Source organism: Vibrio sp. ED004, from assembly GCF_023206395.1.
Classification (GTDB): Bacteria; Pseudomonadota; Gammaproteobacteria; order Enterobacterales; family Vibrionaceae; genus Vibrio.
The window spans coordinates 1,097,342-1,116,527 of record NZ_CP066150.1 but is presented as its reverse complement, the minus strand read 5'-3'; the positions used below and the strand labels follow the sequence as shown (position 1 = coordinate 1,116,527).

Below are 19,186 nucleotides of genomic sequence, written 5' to 3'. Positions count from 1 at the left end.
TCGACACACTGGAAAGACAAAGATTAAAAAGCTATAACCGCCAAAAATTAAAAAGGGTGTCATTTGAACCATCAAACGACACCCTTTTCTCTATATTACTTTCTCTTGTCTTCTGTTGTGCTTTTAGCAGTTAAACGTTGCCGTTATCACTCACTGTTCTTAGCTGAGTTAGATATTTAATCCAACCTTTTGCTTCAGAAGAAGGCTCAATGTTGTTCGCACGTTTCGCTTGTGCCAGTGCGTTATCAAGGTTCTTTAACTTATACCAAGAACGTACTTTCGCCAATGCGACGTCGGCTTGTTTATTTTTGTCTTTCACTTTATCCAAAACAACCAGAGCACGATCGTAGTAACCTTGCTGAACCAGTAATTGAGCCACGTTCCAATGATATTGCGTGTCTTTTTTAGACGCTAACGTCCACACTTCAATAGCACTGTCCCACTCTTTCGCTAACTGCCAGTAGGTTGCTTGCTCAGCCAGAAGTTGAACATCGCTGTTCGCATCATCTAACTTAGCGATTTCTTGTGCTGCACGCTCTGGAATACCACGTTTAGCATATAGCTGAGCCAATAGTCGGCGGTCTGAGTTTTTCAGCTCTACACCTTGTAGATCAGCCAGCGCTAGTGTGTTCAATGCATCGCGGTTGCGCTCTAGTCTTAACTGAATGCCCACAAGTTGACGCCACCAGTTGTCTTTTTCTGGCTGAAGTTCAATCAGGCTTTCCAGTGTTGGAATAGATTGCTTCCACTGCTTTAACTGTAGTTGCGCACCCAGTTTTAGAGACAGAGGCGACAGTTCTGATTTCGCATTGAACTTGTCACGATTACCAATCGCTACTAGTACTTTTGACCAGTTCTCGATTTGGTATTCCGCTTGTGCAATTCGCATCCAAAGCACGTCTTTCTTTTCTGTCTCTGGTGCTGTTTTTACTAGCTCATAGTAATGTGGAAGCGCGTTTTTGAACTGCTGATCATTTAATAACAGATCAGCAAGCATACGCTTGGTTATCCAAGCTTGTTCATCCACCAGCAAATTGGTATCGACGGCGTATGTAAGCTGCTTAATCGCCTTATCGGTTTTGCCATCTTGCCAGTAAAACACACCCAACATACGAGCTACATACGCTTTGTCGTAGCCTTTAGAAAGCTCCAAACCTGCAAGTACGTCGATGGCCTGTTTAACCTGTTCATCTTGAGCAAGCTTATGCGCCTTTTGAACACGAATAGCAGTATATTGAGTCAGCTCTTGCGCTTGTGTTGTAAGGGGCATTAACAGCAAGCCCACTAATATCCATATCTGTTTCATCATTTTGCCAACTTAAACTCTAGTTTCACGGTTTGACCAACCTGAGCTATCGCTTTTCCATCGACGACTTTCGGTTGATATTTCCATTTTTTAAGTGCTCTCATCGCTTCACGTTCAAACATACGACGTGGGTTTGCGTCAGTGACTTGAATGTCAATTGGGCGTCCCGTTTCATCGATAGTAAAAGACATAATCACATGGCCTTCAGCTCCACGCTTAAGCGCTTTCGCAGGGTAACGAGGTTCTACTCGATACAAAGGCATTGCTTGTTGGTTTGACCCAAAATCAGAGAATGTCGGTGCGTTAATCGCTAGGCCATCAATGGATGTATTCAAATCCAATGAAGGCAGAGAAGACATCGAATTTAGAGGCGTAACTTCAGCTTGGGACTGAGATGTCTGCGCTTCCGGTGGCGGCTCTGGCATTTCTGGTTTTTCCGGAACTGCACGTTGTCTTCTTTGAACTTCTTGTTCTTGTTCCACCATCACCATGTTGAAACTCAACGTCTCGTTATCATCTGGTGAACGTTGGTGGCCATTATCGACCATCCAAGCCATGAAAGAAAACAGCGCTAAGCCCAATGCACCCGCTAGCGGTAAAGCAAGAAATAGGCGAATCATTTATGAAGATCCTCCAAGATCATCGCTTATCAGCAGCAAGCGCAATGTTTTTAACACCTGCACCTTTCGCAGCATCCATCACTTTAACAACGGTACCGTTGTAAGCGTGTTCATCCGCTTGAATAACTAAAGAAGCATCAGGTTGTTCTAACAACAAATGCTCTAACGTTGCTTGCACACGTTCAACATCAACAACACGTTTATCAATGAAAATGTCGTTTGCAGAAGTAATCGCAACAAAGATGCCTGCATCCTTTTGGCTTACTACGTTAGAGGCTTGTGGGCGATTGACTTCTACCCCTGATTCACGAACAAATGAACTGGTCACAATAAAGAAAATAAGCATGATAAAGACAATATCAAGCATCGAAGTAAGGTCTATTTGAGCCTCTTCGTTTTTAGAATGACGTCGACCGAGTCTCATCGTTGACTCCTTAAAGATTTTTCTAATTTCAATTCTAAGCGGTTACACACTTTTGCTAAACGAGCATGAACGAACATGCCCGCTAAAGCAGCAACCATGCCTGCCATGGTTGGCAGTGTTGCTAACGAGATACCTGAAGCCATCAATTTAGGGTCACTGCTGCCTTGAGTAGCCATGACATCAAAAACAGAGATCATACCGGTTACAGTACCTAACAAACCCAGCATCGGACAAATAGCGACTAACAGCTTAATAAAATTCAAGTTTTGGTTAAGCAAGATACTCGCTTGCCCTAACCAACCTTCACGAATGGCTTTGGCATGCCAAGAAGAGTGATCTTCTCTTTCATGCCATTTCGCTATCCAAGCTTGGCGTTGCTTAGGAAAGTAGAACGCAAGATAAAGCACACGTTCTACCACAAGCACCCAATACACTAGGACGACAGCCGCTAGCCACCACAGGACGAAACCGCCCTGCTCCATAAAGCTTGATAAAGACAGCAGCCAGTCACTCGTTAACCAACTCGCTGGTAATAGAGAACCCGACAAAATATCCATTACGCAGCAGTCCCAACTGGTGAAACAACAACGTTTGATTCAACGGTCTTTTCAGCCTGCTCAGCAACAAGACCAATACCTTGTTTCTCAAGAATGTTGCGAATGTTTTCTGCTTGAGTGCTAAGAATGTTGTGCGCCAATAGAAGAGGCATTGCCGCAACCAGACCAAGTACCGTAGTTACAAGTGCCATCGAAATACCACCCGCCATTACTTTAGGGTCGCCATTACCAAACTGTGTGATCACTTGGAATGTTTCGATCATGCCAGTTACTGTACCTAAAAGACCCAACATTGGTGCTAGTGCCGCCAATAGCTTGAGCATCGATAAGCCTTTCTCTAAGTGAGTCTGTTCATCAACTACCGCTTCTAAAAGTCGCAGCTCTAGAGCTTCAACCGTTTGGTTTTGTTCTTTGTTGTAAACCGCAAGAACACGGCCTAGTGGGTTATCACCCGCTTGCTCAGGGTTCTTAAGTTGCGCACGGATTTTCTGGCGTGCGATAGCTAGTGAAACACCACGAACCAATGCGATGATTAGACCAATAGCCAATAAGCCAAGAATCACTTTACCAACCACACCACCCGCTTGTAGACGGTCAGTTAGGCTTGGCGTCAGTGCTAATTGCTCTAGCATGAACCCGCGAGAAGGATCGACAACGACATTAGATACGTCACCATTCGCAAGTGAAGAAAGTGACGCTAACGTTGGACCATTTGATGGCTGTTTCAGATACGCAATTGCATCTTCACGCTGAGTGTTCCAGCTAACATAGCCTTGGTCTGTTACTAGGCCAATTGAACCTAAACGATAAGCGTCGACAGACTGTGTGTTGCCTTCGCCATTGATGAATGCAATTTGAGATTTGCTAAGCTCTGAGCTTGCTTGGATCTGTTCCACCATGCTCATCCACAAACCAGAAAGTTGTGGCATTGATGGCAGGGATTTAGCATCGATAATTTGGTAAACGGTCGCTGTGTGCTCAGCGCGATCAACGCTATTTACTGTTGAACTAAGCTCTGCGCCTAGTTCTTTCGCGTTTTGACGAACGACACCGAACAACTCACCAAGGCTACCCGTTTCTAAACGCAGTTTTTCTTCTAAACGAGCAAGCTTGTTTTCGTTGTCGCTGAAGGTTTGAGTAAGAACGTCTGTCGCGTTTTGAACCGATGTACGTTTCGCTTCAAGCTCTGCTTTGATCGCTTTAAGCTCTTGTTCAGTCTTTTTAAAGTCAGCTTCACGAACTACGTTATGAGAAGCTTGAGTACGGTTCTCTGATTTTGCTTTGTTAACGAGCTGAGCCGTTGAATCGGAAGCTGAGAAAGCAGAAAATGAAAGTGATGTAATACAAAGCAATGCTGCTAATGGTTTTAAGTTCATTACTTAACCTCCGCAACAGTTAAAGAAACAGGTAAAGTAATCAAGCTTGGGGCTGCTTGTTGGCCAGCAATATCGTACGCTTTATCTAGCTCTGACTTCATAGAAGAATCAAGTTCTTGCCATTGAGCTTCTGTTTGATTCCATGCCCAGTATTGGCTGCCATTTAGATTACGAGCAACCAAAGAGATACGACCTAAGTGCAGAACATCTGCCTCGATCGTTTTATCACTCGCCAATGCGACACGACCTTGGTACACACCTAGCTTGATGCCGTAGTCCATCTCGATTTGGTATGCCTCTAGGATGCGACGGTATTTCTCTGCATCACTCACGTCAGCACGAGTCATCATTGCTTGTAGCTTTTCAACTCTTTCTAGACGCTGTTCTTTCTTAATTGGCACGTCTTTCTCTACCAACTGTTGAAGACCATCAATCATTTGATACATCAAAGGAACAACACCTTGACGTGTGTATTTGATTTCTTCGATCTGCTCTTCAATGCTTTGAGCTTCTTGGTTTTGGCTCTCAACTAATGCAGCAAGGTGATCGTGATAGATTTCTAGGTTTTTAACTTCTTCTTGCAGACGCTCAATCTCAGCTTGCAGCATTAAAGTCGCTTGTGAGCTTTTATCAATAACCTTTTGGCTCGAAGCCGACGCGTTATTGGTCTTGTTTTGAATTGATTGAGCTTGATCCAAGCTGTTTGCCATAGAAGACGTTGCAACCAAACTGATGGCAAGCGCTAGGCTAGATTTTAAAAGATTCATAATTGTAGTCATTTACTATAGAAGAAGGTCAAATGAATTTTATTGATAAGCACTCTCATTATCATTAAAAGTCACTCGCATTACTAGGGATATTTTTACTGAATAGCGGAATCACGAAAGGGGAAAGTCGAAACTTCCCCCTTAGTATTTAGGCTAACAATAGTACCCTACTAACAAATTAGTATTTTACCTGTAAAGTCGCCATGTAGTTACGGCCTTCGCCAACAACTACGCTGCTTGTACTGCCACCTTCTAGGTAATCTGTATCAAACAAGTTTTCTACGTTGAAGCGAGCAACGAAATCTAGTTTGTCATCGTACTTAATCGTATGTGAAACACCCATATCTACGCGAGTGTAAGCATCTTTCTTAAAAGTATTAGCGCTTTCTGTGTAACGCTCACCTACATGGTAAACACCTAGATTTACATCAGTGCCATTGTTAAACGCATAAGTAGACCAAATGCTTGCTGTAAATTCAGGTACGTCTGCCGGTGTTTTACCTTCTAATTCAGGGTCGTTTTTGTATTCCGCATCAAGGAACATAGTCGATGCACTTAAAGACAATGCGTTAGTCAGGTAACCGGTCGCAGCTAATTCAACACCTGTGTGAACCTGTTCACCAACCTGCGTTGTACGAGTATCTGCACCGTTGTTGTTAGCAGGGTCGATATCTTCTGTTACTTGGATATTTGATTGAGTGATCTGGAAAACTGCACCAGATACGAATAAACGTTCATCAAATAATTCCCATTTTGTACCTACTTCATACAAAGTACCTTTCTTAGCATCTTGAGACTGGCCGAAGTTAGCATCATCTTGGTCAGTGATTTCACCAACAGGTTCAAAACTTTCAGAATAAACAGTATAGATAGAACCATTTTCAGCAGGTGAATAAATCACACCAAGTTTAGGTAAAACATTATTGAAGCTTTCTTCTTTACCTGAACTACTGATTGTTTTGTCGTAGGCAAAGCGTGCGCCAGCAAGTACTTGCCATTGCTCATTAAGCGTTACTAGATCTTGTAGGTAGAAACCATAGTGCTTGCTTTCTGAATGAGATAGCGAGTCATCGTTATGGTAGCTAATATCTGAAGGCATATCGAAGCCATTACCACAAGCCGTTACCGCTTCCGCTTCCGTTGCGCTTGAACATGCGTAATCTTGTGAGTAAAGCTGTTTATAGTCGTAGTGGAGGCCGTTAACGCCAACGAGTACTCTATGATTCACGCCCAGAGCATCAAAGTCACCAGTAAAATCAACATAAGCAGTATCGAAAGTCCATTCATCATGACGATCCGATACTTTGTAGCCGTATTCACTATTTGATGAGTTGAAGTCGACTTCATTGTCAGATTCTGTACGTTGACGCTCATAAAACTGACGACTAACACCTGATTTAACAGACCATGTGTCATTTAGGTTTGCAGTTACTGCAACACCATAGTTTGCTACATCATTATCTGTTTGAGCAAAACGTTGATCAGTCACGGTATTAGGATCGACAACTTTACCTGTCGTGGTATCTATTTCAGAACCATTATCTAGATCGCCTAGTTCTTGTGTTCTGTCGTAGTGTAAAGAAAGCATCACATCATCGTTAATGTCGTAATCAACAAACAGACCACCAACGAAACGTTCTGTTTGAACATCCGTACCATCGAAACGTGTGCGATAAGATTCTTGATTCTCTTGCGATATGATAGCTCGTGCTCGTAATGTTTGAGCTTCATTTAGCGAGCCACTCACATCAGCAATAGTACGCATATAATTGTCAGAACCGATATCTTGGCTAACAGATACTTGCGTTTCATATGTTGGTTTTTTCGACACCATGTTAACTAGACCACCAGGTGTTGATTCGCCGTAAAGAAGACCAGCAGGCCCCTTCAACACTTCAACACGCTCTAGTAGTTCAACAGGTTGGCGGTAATGAGACCAGTGTTGAACGCCATCACGTAAGTAACTAGAGCCACTGTCTAGTTCAAAACCACGTAGGTTAAAACGCTCACGGTTTGTAGATTTAGAACCGGCAGAGATAGACGCGTCGTTCTTTAGAACTTCACCTAACGTGCTAGCACGCTGTTCATCGATGATTTGCTCATCGATTACTGAAACTTGTCCCGGAGTCTCTAATTGAGTCGCCTCCATGCGCATTGCTGTTGTGTTCGTGTCGGCTTTGTAACCGTAGTCACGACCTTCAACAACCATGTGCTCGTCTGTTTTTACTGTTTCTGCCAATACTGCTGGTGAAGCTAATACTGCGCCGATCACTAAAGCCAATGGGCTCTTTGAAAACATGTCCTTTACTCCGCTTTTATTCTTTTAGACGAACACTTTGTTATTTATTCGATGTGTTCGCTGAACCGTTGCCGGTACCACTGAATTATTCCGGGAGTGAATATAAGTGATAACTATTACCATTTGCATTAAATTTACATTCTTTGCATTCGTAAAGTTTTGTAAAGGCCTATCGGCGAGCCATATTTGAGGAGTTCAACAAAACCAATTCAATACAAATAGTTAAGGCTCGTGGACGTAAATCGAGTGGTTATCTTCACCTAATTTTTTGAAACAACGGTATTTGTTCAGTCAATTGAAGACGTGAAGATTGATAAGAAAATCATCTCTTCTTATTTACTACCTTTGAAACGACAAATTTATGTATAAAAATCTCGATAGATGTAAATTAATGGTGAATCATTTTGTTTTTATTTGTTTAATTTACACAGTTATCAGTGATTTTGATCACATCTATAATTCCAAACTCATTTTTTGTTTTTCGAATTGATTATCCGACTGCTAATCTCCTGCTCACTTTGAAAAGGTATCAAAGTTATAAATAATAAGGAGTGTTCTAAATGAATACCAAGAAACCTATGTCTCTGACTGGTCGAGTAATCCTCGGTATGGTCGTAGGTATATTCACGGGATTTGCCATTCAATCCCTTTTTGCAGAAAGTGGATTTGTTAACAACTACATCGTTAACGGACTCTTTGAAGTAGGCGGACAAATTTTTGTCGCCAGTTTAAAAATGCTTGTTGTCCCACTAGTTTTCGTTTCACTAGTGTGTGGTACAAGTTCTCTTAAAGACTTATCAACTCTTGGCCGTATGGGTGGCAAAACGCTTGCACTTTATATCGGTACTACAGCCGTTGCTATCACTCTAGCACTTACTATCGGTAACCTGTTCCAACCTGGAGCTGGTGCGGATCTTACTGCTGCGAGCTCTTTCAAATCAGCTGATGCCCCTTCTCTGGGCCAAGTAATCATCGACATGTTCCCAACCAACCCTATTCAGGCGATGGCTGAGGGCAAAACGTTACAAGTTATCGTATTTGCAGTGTTGTTTGGTATCGCAATCAGTGCGGCGGGCAAACCCGGTGAACGTATCGCTGCAGTTTTCTCTGATCTAAACGAAGTGATCATGAAGCTAGTTGCGCTACTAATGAACCTTGCTCCTTACGGCGTGTTCTTCTTAATGGCAAAACTGTTCTCTGGCCTTGGCTTGGGTGCGATTTGGAACCTAGCAGAATACTTCTTAGTACTTGCAGGTACCCTACTGTTACACGGTTTGGTTACTTACAGCGCAATGCTTAAAGGATTCACAGGCCTTAGCCCGATTACGTTCCTACGTAAGATGGAAGATGCAATCATGTTTGCATTCTCAACAGCATCTTCAAACGCAACGATTCCAGTAACAATGGAAACGGCGAAAAACCGCATGGGCGTAGACAACAAAGTGGCGTCTTTCACAGTACCACTAGGTGCGACTGTGAACATGGACGGTACTGCTATCATGCAAGGTGTTGCGACAGCGTTTATCGCGCAAGCGTACAACATTGACCTATCAATGGGTGATTACCTAATGGTTATCCTAACGGCGACACTGGCGTCTGTAGGTACTGCAGGTGTTCCTGGTGTGGGTCTTGTTATGCTAGCGATGGTATTGAACCAAGTTGGCCTACCGCTAGAAGGTATCGCTCTAATCATGGGTGTTGACCGTCTTCTTGATATGATTCGTACCGCTGTAAACATCACAGGTGATAGTGCCGTATCTATCATCGTGGCGAAGTCTGAAGGTGCTCTTGATGAGTCTCGCTTCAATGACCCAGCAGCCGGCGAGAAAGAAGAAGAAGTTAAGCTAGCACGCCAACAGGCATAATCTAGTTTCTCTGACGCTTTTGCCTTCGAGCTAAGGTGTAATTAATGGCTACACCTTAACTAAAACAGAAACGCCACTGCAGATGCAGTGGCGTTTTTTATTGAGTATCGTTTTTTGAATTCGTATTCGATATTAACTATCTCTAGAAAAAGTACTTAAGTTAATCGTCGATTGGGAACATAAGATTGACCCTGAGTCCCCCACCTTCTCTATTCTCAGCAGTAACGTGCCCATTCATCACACCCATCGCTTCTTTAACAATCGCAAGCCCTAGGCCGTAGCCACCAGACTGTTTGTCTCGAGCTGACTCAATGCGCGTAAACGGGTCGAATATACCTGCAATCTTGTTATCAGGAATGCCATCACCGTCATCTTCTACAGATATGACACTGTAACGTTTATCTGTCATTTGTTCGTAAGTAGTAACGACTACATGAGCATGTTCGCCTGCGTATTTAATGGCGTTACCGACCAGATTACCAATCACTCTTAGAAGCAGCCTCTCATCAACATTCACCATCGATGTTGACGTTAGTAAATCACCGACCAGTGTTTGGTTTGGCTTCAAATCGTTTTGCATCTGAGCAATCAGCATCGAACAATAGTGTTCAAGGTGCATTAAAGTTAATTTGGAATCATAACGAGACGTTTCTAGTCGGCTGAATTCCAGGATCTCACCCACCAGCTTGTTCATCTCTTCTGTTTCACTTTCCATACGATCGAGCAAACCAATGCTCTTGTCATCGACCTTACTTCGCAATAAGTGTAAAGCGAGGTTTTGCCTTGCTAAGGGAGTCCTGAGCTCATGAGAGACATCACGAATCAAACGACGCTGCTTTTCGGCCAATGATTTGATTTCAAACGTCATGTGGTCAAAGTCATGAGCGAGTTCATTAAATTCTCTCGTAGTTGAATCGAGTTCAGAGACCACACTCACCGAGAAGTCCCCTTGCGCGAGCCTTCGACTGGCCTCTCTTAAACGATCGAGTGGCTGTTGCAGGCTTTTCGCCATAATAATAGAGAACAGCGACAACACGATAAGAGCAATCACGGCTTTTAACATGTAGGAATACGGTGCAAAGGATTTAGCTGGGTGAAATTGATGAGGTAGTTGAATCACCAGTGTTTTGCCGTTATCCAGTGGCAAACCAAAAATAGGCTTACTCACACGGTCACTGAGCTGATGATCTAAGGTACGCAGGTACTTGAGTTTAAATTCGAAGTGCGGGTGCATGTGTCGATGTGTGATTGGACGGTTATCTTTATCAATTACAAAGAGATAATAGCGCTGAGCATTACCCCAATCGGCAAGCTCATCCATATCCCCTTCTTCGATCAACACGTTAGCTTGATAAGCAAGGTCGAGCATTTCAGCTTTGACGGATTCAGGCACCTTCAGTAAGGTCTTCATTAAGGCTCTTTCCGCCACACCTTGCAGGATCAAGATGCTCACTAGAATCACTGTCAGGTAACTAAACAATTGAAAGGTTAAACCATCTTTTCGCTTAGCGATGAAGTCCGGGCAGCGTATTAGCTTGGCACTCATGCTCCTACCGACTCTAGGTAACTGTAGCCTTTACCACGAACAGTTTTAATATGTTGTTTTGACAAGCCTGCCTGCACAAGCTTTCGACGTATGTTGCTGATATGCATATCTAAATTACGGTCGAAGGGACAAAGCTCTTTCTTCAAAACATGAATCTGAAGATCGGATTTAGAAACAACGATACCATCATTTTTGATTAGATAATCAAGCAGATCTTTTTCTGTACCCGTTAGCGGTAAACGAGAGAGTTGTTCACACAAACCATGATTAGAAGATGCTAAAGATTGTCTCTGACGCTCAAAGCCCACTCGGCGTAAGATCACCTTAATACGAGTCAAGAGTTCAGGAACATTGAAAGGTTTGGCGATGTACTGGTCGGCGCCCGCTTGGTAGCCATCAAGCATTGAAGCGTCATCATTAAGCGCGGTCAACATAAGAATGGGAGTAGCAAAACGCTGACAAATGCGTCTTGCCACTTGAATACCGCTTAGGTTTGGAAGCATTACATCGAGTAAAACCAAATCGACAGGGTTCGATTGAATAAACTCAAGCGCGGACTCACCGCAATGAACAGTATCAACGTGATACCCCTCATTTTCTAATACTTCGCCCAATAATTCACACAACTGAATATCATCATCAACAACTAAAACGCGCGACATCATACAAACCGATAAATAATAATAGTTTGCATTTTAATTATCGTTATTATTGATTTCAATTATAAAATGAGAGATTAACCCTAAAGAAGGAAATCTTTTTCTATCGGTACAAATTTTGAGGCAGAATCGATAAGATTTTGAGCAGTTAATCCCGGAACACCGTACACTTCTACAGGCTTACCAAAACGTTCCTTGATTCGCTCTACGAGGATTTCAAAATCACCGTCTCCAGATACCAGAACGATCGTATCAACCGTTTCTGCGAGTTCTATAGCATCTAAAGCAATACCCACATCCCAGTCACCTTTGGCACTACCGTCTCGGCGCTGGATAAATGGTTTTAACTTTACGTTAAAGCCCACACCGCGAAGGATATGGTGAAATTGACGTTGTTTAGGATCTTGGCTAGAGATTGCGTAAGCATTAGCGGCAACCACATTACGCCCTTCCGTGGCAACATACCAAAACTGGTTATAGTCGAAGTTAGAACGGTATTTATCGCGTGTCGTGTAGTAAACGTTCTGAACGTCGACCAAAATTGCTATGTTTTCCATAAATTCATACCTTTAGATTTTCCGTATACCCTATTCTATTCAATTGTAAAATGCGAGTCGCTTTACTCAATAAAAATGAACCTGGCGGCTATCGTTAACGTAAATCTGATTATATTTAGTGGTGACCTAAGCACCTTTGGCGTAAACCTAACTATACTTAAAGTCAGTCGATTTGTTCTGCTGTTAGATGGCGCCTTGTTTCGTGAGCTTTATTCACGTCACAACTGAATCGTACTCAGGCTTAGCGTATTAAAAGGAGGTTGGCTATGCTACACCGACAAACACACAAATCGTGCACAAGCATGGGAACAACCAAAGCGGCACAAGCAGCCAATCACTCGAACATTTGGTCTAATGTTTTAAAGGTTCTAACTATCAGTACGGTGTTAATCATGAGCTTAACCATCAACTCAGTGCTTGCCTACCCAGCTTATTCTCATTCCAGTCAGCTGCCACACCGAAGCGTCATCTATTTCGCGCCAACAGAAGACTCTGTCGTCAAAGAGTTTCTAAACGAAGTGTTGATCAACAACTGTCAATTGGACGAACGTGATGTGGTTATCATGGTGATTGCAGAGAGTGGCTACACCGTACCCACTTGGTTAGAAGAAGAGTTTAACCTAGAGGCAGTAACCAGCGTTTATGAGATCCCCAAAGGGTCACACACTGCGGTATTGATTGGTAAAGACGGAAAAGAGAAGCACAGATGGAACGGTAAAACAGACTGGCAGAAAATCACCAATATCATCGACGAAATGCCAATGCGCCAACAAGAAATGCAGCGACAAAGTAGCCGCTGCAGTATTTAACTCAAAACAAATCGATTAAGTGTGACTCGGTTACTTGTTAAACCAATCGAGTTTTTCATGAAGCTGAGCCACGCTGCCAACAACGATCAAAGCCGGGCTTTTAGCGACGCTCGCAAGGCTAGCTAAGTCACTCAATCCACCTCGATACACCTTCTGTTCTTGGCGAGTTCCGTTTTCGATAATCGCTACAGGCATGTCTGCTCGCATACCATTATCAAGCAAGTTTTTCTGAATATTCGGACTCTCTTTTAAACCCATGTAGAACACGATCGTGTGATTGTGCTGAGCAAGAGATTGCCAGTCGATATCTTCGCCATCTTTCTTTAAGTGGCCGGTAATAAACTGGACGCTTTGCGCGTGGTCACGGTGAGTCAACGGGATACCCGCATAAGCCGTAGCACCAGCCGCTGCAGTGATACCAGGAATGACTTCAAATTTCACGTCATTCTCAGCCAGAGTTTCACACTCTTCCCCGCCACGTCCAAAGATAAACGAGTCACCACCTTTCAGGCGTACTACATGCTTATTCTCTTGTGCTTTCGTGACCAACAATTGGTTGATCTGATCTTGCGGTACACAGTGATGATCAAGCTTTTTACCCACATAAAGCATTTCTGCGTCTGGGTTAGCCATCGCCAAAATATCTTTTGATACCAAGCGGTCATATACCAAGACGTCTGCTTGTTGAATCACTCGTGCTGCTTTTAGCGTAAGTAGGTCTGGGTCACCCGGACCTGCACCCACCAATGAAACAAATCCTTTGTTTACTTCTTTAACATTCGATGACGATACTTCTGACATGCTGTGCTCCGAAGGTTTGCTTGTTTTATCTCAAGCTTCAATCTATGTGATAAGTCACTGTATTCATGATGACTTATCCAAATCCTTAACCCTTAGACTATCAGGTGTTGATATAAATATTCAGTTTAAATACTAACGAAGATAGAAGTAATTATAACAAAACGATCTATTGCAGGTATTTTACTCAATTAGAATCAACACCTTGGTGATACTTAAGGCGTTTGAACTAAAAAAGCCCCAAACACTTCGTTGGGGCTTTCAATCTCATACTAAATTACGTTTCACCGTATTCAGAATTACTTAGCGCCTAGAGAAGGAGCTGTCTTAGCGTGAGTTAGGTATAGAGGAACGCATGTCATTAGTAGACCACCAACGATGTTACCTAGGATTGTTGGGATAAGGTTGAAGTTCAACCATGTCGCGATACCGAAATCAGCGCCAAGAATCATACCCAGTGGGAATAGGAACATGTTTACTACTGTGTGCTCAAATACTAATGCGAAGAAGATGAAGATTGGGAACCACATCATTGCTACACGGCCAGACACAGTACGCGCTGTCATGTTACCAATCACACCTAGACATACCATTAGATTACAGAAGATACCGCGTACGAAACACGTGATCCATCCGTCCATGCCCATGTTTTCAAAACCTAAGCTACGACCTGTAGAAACAGCAATGAATTTTTGAGCAACAGCGTTTGGCTCTAGAGAGAAGTTACCTGTTAATGAAACAGCCACTAGGAAAGCAACAATCAAAGAACCGATAAGGTTACCAAGACCAACAATACCCCAACAACGTAGGATACGCCCCCAAGTAATGCCTGGGCGATTGTCGAATTTAGCTAAAGGAGCAAGGCCGAAAACGCCAGTTACTAGGTCGTAACCCATAACACTTAGAATAACGAAACCAACTGGGAACACTAATGCGCCAACAAGACCAATGCCTGTTTGTACCATTGCTGTAATAGCAACAACAACCGCTAAAGAAAGGATGATACCAGCCATAGTGCTTCGAATCAGAAGATCGCGAGTACTTGTTTTAGTTTTCGCTTCACCCACATCAATCATCGTTTGAACGAATTCAGCTGGTTTGTAATCAGGAGACATAATGTTGTCCTTAAAAAAGTAAAATTAAAAGTTAAAATTGGATAGGAAAAGGCTCTAGTTGCCGAGTTAAGGCAATATCGAGAACTAGAACCCTTGAACTATCAAATCTTATTCATCCAAAGATTAAGCAGAGATTTCTACAGCACCTTTGGTAACACGAGCTTTGTACGCTTTCACGTTGAAGTTCTCGTCTTCCATGCACGCACCTGTTGTCAGGTTAAAGCGTTGCTTCTTAAGCGGGCTTGCCACCCAAAGCTCTTCTTTGTGCTCTACAATCAGACCACGTGATAACACGTTAGACTGGAAGTAAGGGTCTGTGTTGCTAATCGCGAATACTTCTTCAGTCTTAGTTGGGCGGAAGACTGCTACTTGCTCACCACCAACCAATGCACAAACACCTGTACCTGGGATAATGTCTTCGATCTTACAAACTTTGGTAAATGCCATGATGTCGTCTCCCAATTAAACCAGTTCAACGTGAAGGATATCGCCCTTCGCTTCAGGGTGTTTCTCTGTGAATGTCGCTGGACGGTGCTGTTCACGGCCATCATCAACAAACACAACGTTTTCATCACGGTCATCAGCATTGATGAAGTGTGCAAAGCGTTTAAGTTGAGCTTCGTCGTTGATTGTATCTGTCCATTCACAAGCAAAGTTATCTACTAGGCCAGCAATGTCAGTTTCAAGTTGGTCATTGATGCCAAGCTTGTTGTCTACAATCACTTCACGTAGGTAATCAACACCACCTTCTAGGTTGTCCATCCATACCGAAGTACGTTGTAGTGGAGCAGCCGTGCGAATGTAGAACATCATGAAACGGTCGATGTATTTGATCAGCGTTTCTTGGTCTAGGTCGCTTGCCAGTAAGTCTGCGTGACGAGGTTTCATACCACCGTTACCACACACATACATGTTCCAACCCGCGTCAGTTGCGATGATACCTAAGTCTTTACCTTGAGCTTCAGCACACTCACGAGTACAACCAGACACACCAAACTTCATCTTATGAGGAGTACGGATGCCTTTGTAACGGTTCTCGATCATCACGCCTAGGCCAACTGAATCTTGAACGCCGTAACGGCACCAAGTAGAACCAACACATGTCTTAGCCATACGAAGTGCTTTTGCGTAAGCTTGACCCGTTTCGTAACCCGCAGCGATTAACTTCTTCCAGATAGCTGGTAAGTCATCTTTCTGAGCGCCGAATAGACCGATACGTTGTGCACCCGTAATCTTGGTGTACAGGTTGTATTCTGCAGCAACATCAGCAAGAACGCTAAGTGCTTGAGGTGTCACTTCACCCCCCGCCATACGAGGGATAACAGAGTAAGTACCATCTTTTTGCATGTTACCTAGGAAGTTATCGTTGGTATCGTGCAGCTTCACTAGCTCAGGCTTAAGGATGTGTTCACCCCAGCAAGAAGCAAGGATAGAACCCGCTAGAGGCTTACATACTTCACAGCCGTAGCCTTTACCGTATTTCTCTAGTAGCTCATCGAACGTTTTGATTTCTTCGATGCGAATTAAGTGGAAAAGCTCTTGGCGAGAGTAAGCAAAGTGCTCACAAACGTCGTTCTTCACTTCAACACCAGCTTTAGCTAGTTCAGCATTTAATACTGAAGTCACTAGTGGAATACAACCACCACAACCAGTACCTGCGCCAGTTACTGCTTTGATATCACCGATTGTGTGATGACCTTCAGCAACCGCTTGAGCGATCTTGCCTTTAGTCACATCAAAACAAGAACAGATAACTGCAGATTCAGGAAGTGAGTCTGCGCCAAGTGTTGGCTTTTCAGCACCCGCATGAGCAGGAAGAATTAGAGCATCTGGGTGTTCTGGTAGGTCAATTTCGTTCAGCATAAGCTGTAGAAGATCGCCGTAGTCAGACGTATCACCAACCATTACCGCACCAAGAAGCTTCTTGTTGTCTTCAGAAACGATTAGGCGCTTGTAAACTTCTTGTTCTTCGTTTTGGTAAACGTAGCTCTTACAACCGGGAGTACGACCGTTCGCATCACCGATAGAGCCCACTTTCACGCCTAGAAGCTTAAGCTTCGCAGACATGTCAGCACCTTCAAATGTGCTTTCGTTGCCAACAACATGGTCAACAGCAACTGTAGCCATTTTGTAACCAGGAGCAACAAGGCCGTAGAACGTTTGGTTCCAAGACGCACACTCACCGATTGCGTAGATATCTTTGTCTGTCGTTTGACAGTGATCGTTAATCTCGATACCGCCACGAGGCGCAATACCTAGACCCATTTGACGAGCAAGTTTGTCTTGAGGGCGAATACCAGCAGAGAATACGATGAAATCAGTTTCTAGCTCAGTACCGTCTGCAAAGCGCATTACGTTACGAGCTTCAGTGCCTTCAGGAGCAATCTCAAGCGTGTTCTTGCTTGTATGTACGTTAACGCCCATACGTTCGATTTTTTGACGAAGTTGGTTACCACCCGCTTGGTCAAGCTGCTCAGCCATTAGCTTAGGAGCAAACTCAACAACGTGTGTGGTTACGCCAAGTGCTTTAAGTGCACCTGCCGCTTCAAGGCCAAGTAGGCCACCACCAACAACCACACCAGACTTAGAATTCTTAGCCGTCGCTTCGATAGCTTTTAGATCTTCAATTGTGCGGTAAACAAAACAGTCTTTACCTTCGTTGCCTTTGATTGGCGGAACGAATGGGAATGAACCTGTAGCAAGAATAAGTTTGTCGTATTGAATTTCACGACCAGTGCTTGAGTAAACTGTTTTCTTTTCACGGTTAACGTTAATAGCACGTTCGCCGATCAGCATGTTGATGCCGTGTTTCTCGTAGAAGCCTTCTTTAACTAAAGAAAGTTCGTCCGCAGTATGGTGTGAAAAATAAGAAGAAAGGTGTACACGATCATAGGCTACGCGAGGCTCTTCACAGAACACCGTAATGTCCATGTTAGCAACATCTGTCTTCTCGACTAAATCTTCGATATAGCGATGACCGACCATCCCGTTACCGATTACGACTAGCTTCATCTTGCTCATAAGAATTCCTGAAGGTTATATATTTCTTAACTGAGCGAATAATGAATTATGAAAGAAAATGAAAATATGATGTAAATCAATTACGAAATCGAACTACCCAAAAGGGGTAGAACAAAAGAGGTAGAAGTGGCTAATTTTACGCCATAGCAAACGAATAACCATAGGATTGATAAGGTTTAGAGGCGTTTTATAGGCAATTTCACACACAAGCATGATTGTTGTAATATTTCACAATAGACTAGCAACAACGTAAGTAAATGACAATCATTTTCATTTGTAGTGATAAGAAGTGTAATAACTCATGAAAGCGTTACAGGTTCATGAGCAACTGTGTATAAATGTGAAGAACTGGATAACCAAAAACACAGTCGTGCTGCTCCCCTCCCTATCGATTCCATTTACAAATCGCACACTCGATTAACTTGGGCTGTCTTGCTGAGCTACTAGCAGTTTTCTTCAAACAACTTTCTCAGAAATACGTTTGGCCAACTTATACAACTTGTGTAATAAAGCGCCTTGATAACGTAAAACTCCGTAAAGCAGAGCAATCAGATTGAGTCATCTAACCAGAAGTGCGATCAAATGAATGGACGGCGTTAGAAATTAGGAAAGCGGGAAGAAATGGAATTTCAGATAGTAAAAAGGCCAGCATTTCTGCTGGCCTTTCAACTTTGAATAGTGGAGGCGCCTCCCGGAGTCGAACCGAGGTCCACGGATTTGCAATCCGCTGCATAGCCACTCTGCCAAGGCGCCTTCAATAGTGTTTTAAGAGAACAACTCTTTTGAATGCTACCCAGAGAGGTAACAACCAAATAGATGGTGCCCCGGGCCGGACTTGAACCGGCACAACGCGAACGTCGAGGGATTTTAAATCCCTTGTGTCTACCAATTCCACCACCAGGGCACGCAATTCTTTATTGCGATGCCGATTACTGAAAAGTAAAACACCATCTTAATGTCGAAATAAATCAACATGACAAAATTTGGAGCGATACATCGGGTTCGAACCGATGACCTCAACCTTGGCAAGGTTGCGCTCTACCAACTGAGCTAGTATCGCATTTTCATTCATCAGCTTTCTAAAATGAAAGAGAGAATGGAGGCGCCTCCCGGAGTCGAACCGAGGTCCACGGATTTGCAATCCGCTGCATAGCCACTCTGCCAAGGCGCCTTTAATAGTGATTTAAGAGAACAACTCTTTGTTCATCACTCTACTCAAAAGTAGAAGCAAGATAGATGGTGCCCCGGGCCGGACTTGAACCGGCACAGCGCGAACGCCGAGGGATTTTAAATCCCTTGTGTCTACCAATTCCACCACCAGGGCAACGCAATCTTGCGATGCTGATTACTGAAAAGTAAAAACACCATCTCTCAGCGACCTAAGCCGTGATAACGAGGTGTACTTTAACGGATGGAAAAAATTCGTCAACAATAAATTTTATCTTTTAATTCAAGTGATTAATTATC

Annotated in this window: 16 protein-coding genes and 5 tRNA genes; 2 read left to right on the top strand and 19 right to left on the bottom strand. The window is 43.4% G+C overall.

Features of this window, described 5'->3' with window-relative positions; all coding sequences use genetic code 11:
* Window positions 1-130: 130 nt before the first annotated feature.
* The 7 genes from ITG10_RS22450 to ITG10_RS22420 form a co-directional block, all read right to left on the bottom strand.
* Window positions 131-1,309, bottom strand: a complete 1,179-nt coding sequence (locus ITG10_RS22450; protein WP_128644423.1) for a BTAD domain-containing putative transcriptional regulator — start codon at window positions 1,307-1,309, stop codon at window positions 131-133.
* Window positions 1,306-1,926 carry an energy transducer TonB gene (locus ITG10_RS22445; RefSeq protein ID WP_017632428.1) on the bottom strand — a complete coding sequence of 207 codons (621 nt, stop codon included), beginning with the start codon at window positions 1,924-1,926 and terminating at the stop codon, window positions 1,306-1,308. The genes ITG10_RS22450 and ITG10_RS22445 overlap by 4 nt, the downstream gene beginning before the upstream one ends.
* A gap of 19 nt (window positions 1,927-1,945) precedes the next feature.
* Window positions 1,946-2,350, bottom strand: coding sequence for a biopolymer transporter ExbD (locus ITG10_RS22440; protein ID WP_004739212.1), 405 nt, complete (start codon window positions 2,348-2,350; stop codon window positions 1,946-1,948).
* Entirely contained in the window at window positions 2,347-2,907 is a 561-nt protein-coding gene (locus tag ITG10_RS22435) for a MotA/TolQ/ExbB proton channel family protein (RefSeq protein ID WP_010429842.1), read from the bottom strand. Before ITG10_RS22435 ends, ITG10_RS22440 begins: the two co-directional genes overlap by 4 nt.
* The gene (locus ITG10_RS22430) at window positions 2,907-4,283 is read right to left on the bottom strand and encodes a MotA/TolQ/ExbB proton channel family protein (protein ID WP_017632429.1); all 1,377 of its coding nucleotides are present in this window, start codon (window positions 4,281-4,283) and stop codon (window positions 2,907-2,909) included. The genes ITG10_RS22435 and ITG10_RS22430 overlap by 1 nt, the downstream gene beginning before the upstream one ends.
* Complete coding sequence (locus tag ITG10_RS22425) at window positions 4,283-5,050, bottom strand: DUF3450 domain-containing protein (protein ID WP_008219730.1); 768 nt, start codon at window positions 5,048-5,050, stop codon at window positions 4,283-4,285. Before ITG10_RS22425 ends, ITG10_RS22430 begins: the two co-directional genes overlap by 1 nt.
* A 178-nt stretch (window positions 5,051-5,228) precedes the next feature.
* Window positions 5,229-7,349 (bottom strand): TonB-dependent receptor, encoded by a 2,121-nt coding sequence (locus tag ITG10_RS22420; protein ID WP_248386895.1) that lies wholly within the window; start codon window positions 7,347-7,349, stop codon window positions 5,229-5,231.
* A 560-nt stretch (window positions 7,350-7,909) separates the two neighbouring features.
* Between ITG10_RS22420 and ITG10_RS22415 the strand changes: the two genes are divergently transcribed.
* On the top strand, window positions 7,910-9,214 hold the full coding sequence (locus tag ITG10_RS22415) for a dicarboxylate/amino acid:cation symporter (protein WP_076651207.1): 1,305 nt from the start codon (window positions 7,910-7,912) through the stop codon (window positions 9,212-9,214).
* 160 nt (window positions 9,215-9,374) lie between these two features.
* Here ITG10_RS22415 and ITG10_RS22410 read toward each other — a convergent pair whose 3' ends face one another.
* The 3 genes from ITG10_RS22410 to ITG10_RS22400 form a co-directional block, all read right to left on the bottom strand.
* The gene (locus ITG10_RS22410; RefSeq protein WP_017630135.1) at window positions 9,375-10,760 is read right to left on the bottom strand and encodes a sensor histidine kinase; all 1,386 of its coding nucleotides are present in this window, start codon (window positions 10,758-10,760) and stop codon (window positions 9,375-9,377) included.
* Window positions 10,757-11,422: a response regulator transcription factor gene (locus ITG10_RS22405; RefSeq protein ID WP_017630134.1), complete on the bottom strand. Its 666-nt coding sequence runs from the start codon at window positions 11,420-11,422 to the stop codon at window positions 10,757-10,759. The genes ITG10_RS22410 and ITG10_RS22405 overlap by 4 nt, the downstream gene beginning before the upstream one ends.
* Before the next feature lie 80 nt (window positions 11,423-11,502).
* Window positions 11,503-11,976: an NYN domain-containing protein gene (locus ITG10_RS22400; protein WP_004731130.1), complete on the bottom strand. Its 474-nt coding sequence runs from the start codon at window positions 11,974-11,976 to the stop codon at window positions 11,503-11,505.
* A 266-nt stretch (window positions 11,977-12,242) separates the two neighbouring features.
* Between ITG10_RS22400 and ITG10_RS22395 the strand changes: the two genes are divergently transcribed.
* Window positions 12,243-12,785 carry a DUF4174 domain-containing protein gene (locus ITG10_RS22395; RefSeq protein WP_017630133.1) on the top strand — a complete coding sequence of 181 codons (543 nt, stop codon included), beginning with the start codon at window positions 12,243-12,245 and terminating at the stop codon, window positions 12,783-12,785.
* Window positions 12,786-12,815: 30 nt separating this feature from the next.
* Here ITG10_RS22395 and cobA read toward each other — a convergent pair whose 3' ends face one another.
* From cobA to ITG10_RS22350, 9 genes are all read right to left on the bottom strand, one after another.
* Complete coding sequence (cobA, locus tag ITG10_RS22390; RefSeq protein ID WP_017630132.1) at window positions 12,816-13,586, bottom strand: uroporphyrinogen-III C-methyltransferase; 771 nt, start codon at window positions 13,584-13,586, stop codon at window positions 12,816-12,818.
* A gap of 296 nt (window positions 13,587-13,882) precedes the next feature.
* Window positions 13,883-14,698: a formate/nitrite transporter family protein gene (locus ITG10_RS22385; protein WP_017062558.1), complete on the bottom strand. Its 816-nt coding sequence runs from the start codon at window positions 14,696-14,698 to the stop codon at window positions 13,883-13,885.
* A gap of 123 nt (window positions 14,699-14,821) precedes the next feature.
* Entirely contained in the window at window positions 14,822-15,145 is a 324-nt protein-coding gene (gene nirD / locus ITG10_RS22380) for a nitrite reductase small subunit NirD (RefSeq protein WP_017630131.1), read from the bottom strand.
* 15 nt (window positions 15,146-15,160) lie between these two features.
* The gene (gene nirB / locus ITG10_RS22375) at window positions 15,161-17,719 is read right to left on the bottom strand and encodes a nitrite reductase large subunit NirB (protein WP_086714084.1); all 2,559 of its coding nucleotides are present in this window, start codon (window positions 17,717-17,719) and stop codon (window positions 15,161-15,163) included.
* A gap of 679 nt (window positions 17,720-18,398) precedes the next feature.
* Window positions 18,399-18,472, bottom strand: a tRNA-Cys gene (locus tag ITG10_RS22370).
* A 64-nt stretch (window positions 18,473-18,536) separates the two neighbouring features.
* Window positions 18,537-18,623, bottom strand: a tRNA-Leu gene (locus tag ITG10_RS22365).
* Window positions 18,624-18,703: 80 nt separating this feature from the next.
* Window positions 18,704-18,779 (bottom strand) — tRNA-Gly (locus tag ITG10_RS22360).
* Window positions 18,780-18,816: 37 nt separating this feature from the next.
* Window positions 18,817-18,890: transfer RNA gene (locus tag ITG10_RS22355), tRNA-Cys, on the bottom strand.
* Window positions 18,891-18,956: 66 nt separating this feature from the next.
* A tRNA-Leu gene (locus ITG10_RS22350) sits at window positions 18,957-19,043 on the bottom strand.
* Window positions 19,044-19,186 lie beyond the last annotated feature (143 nt).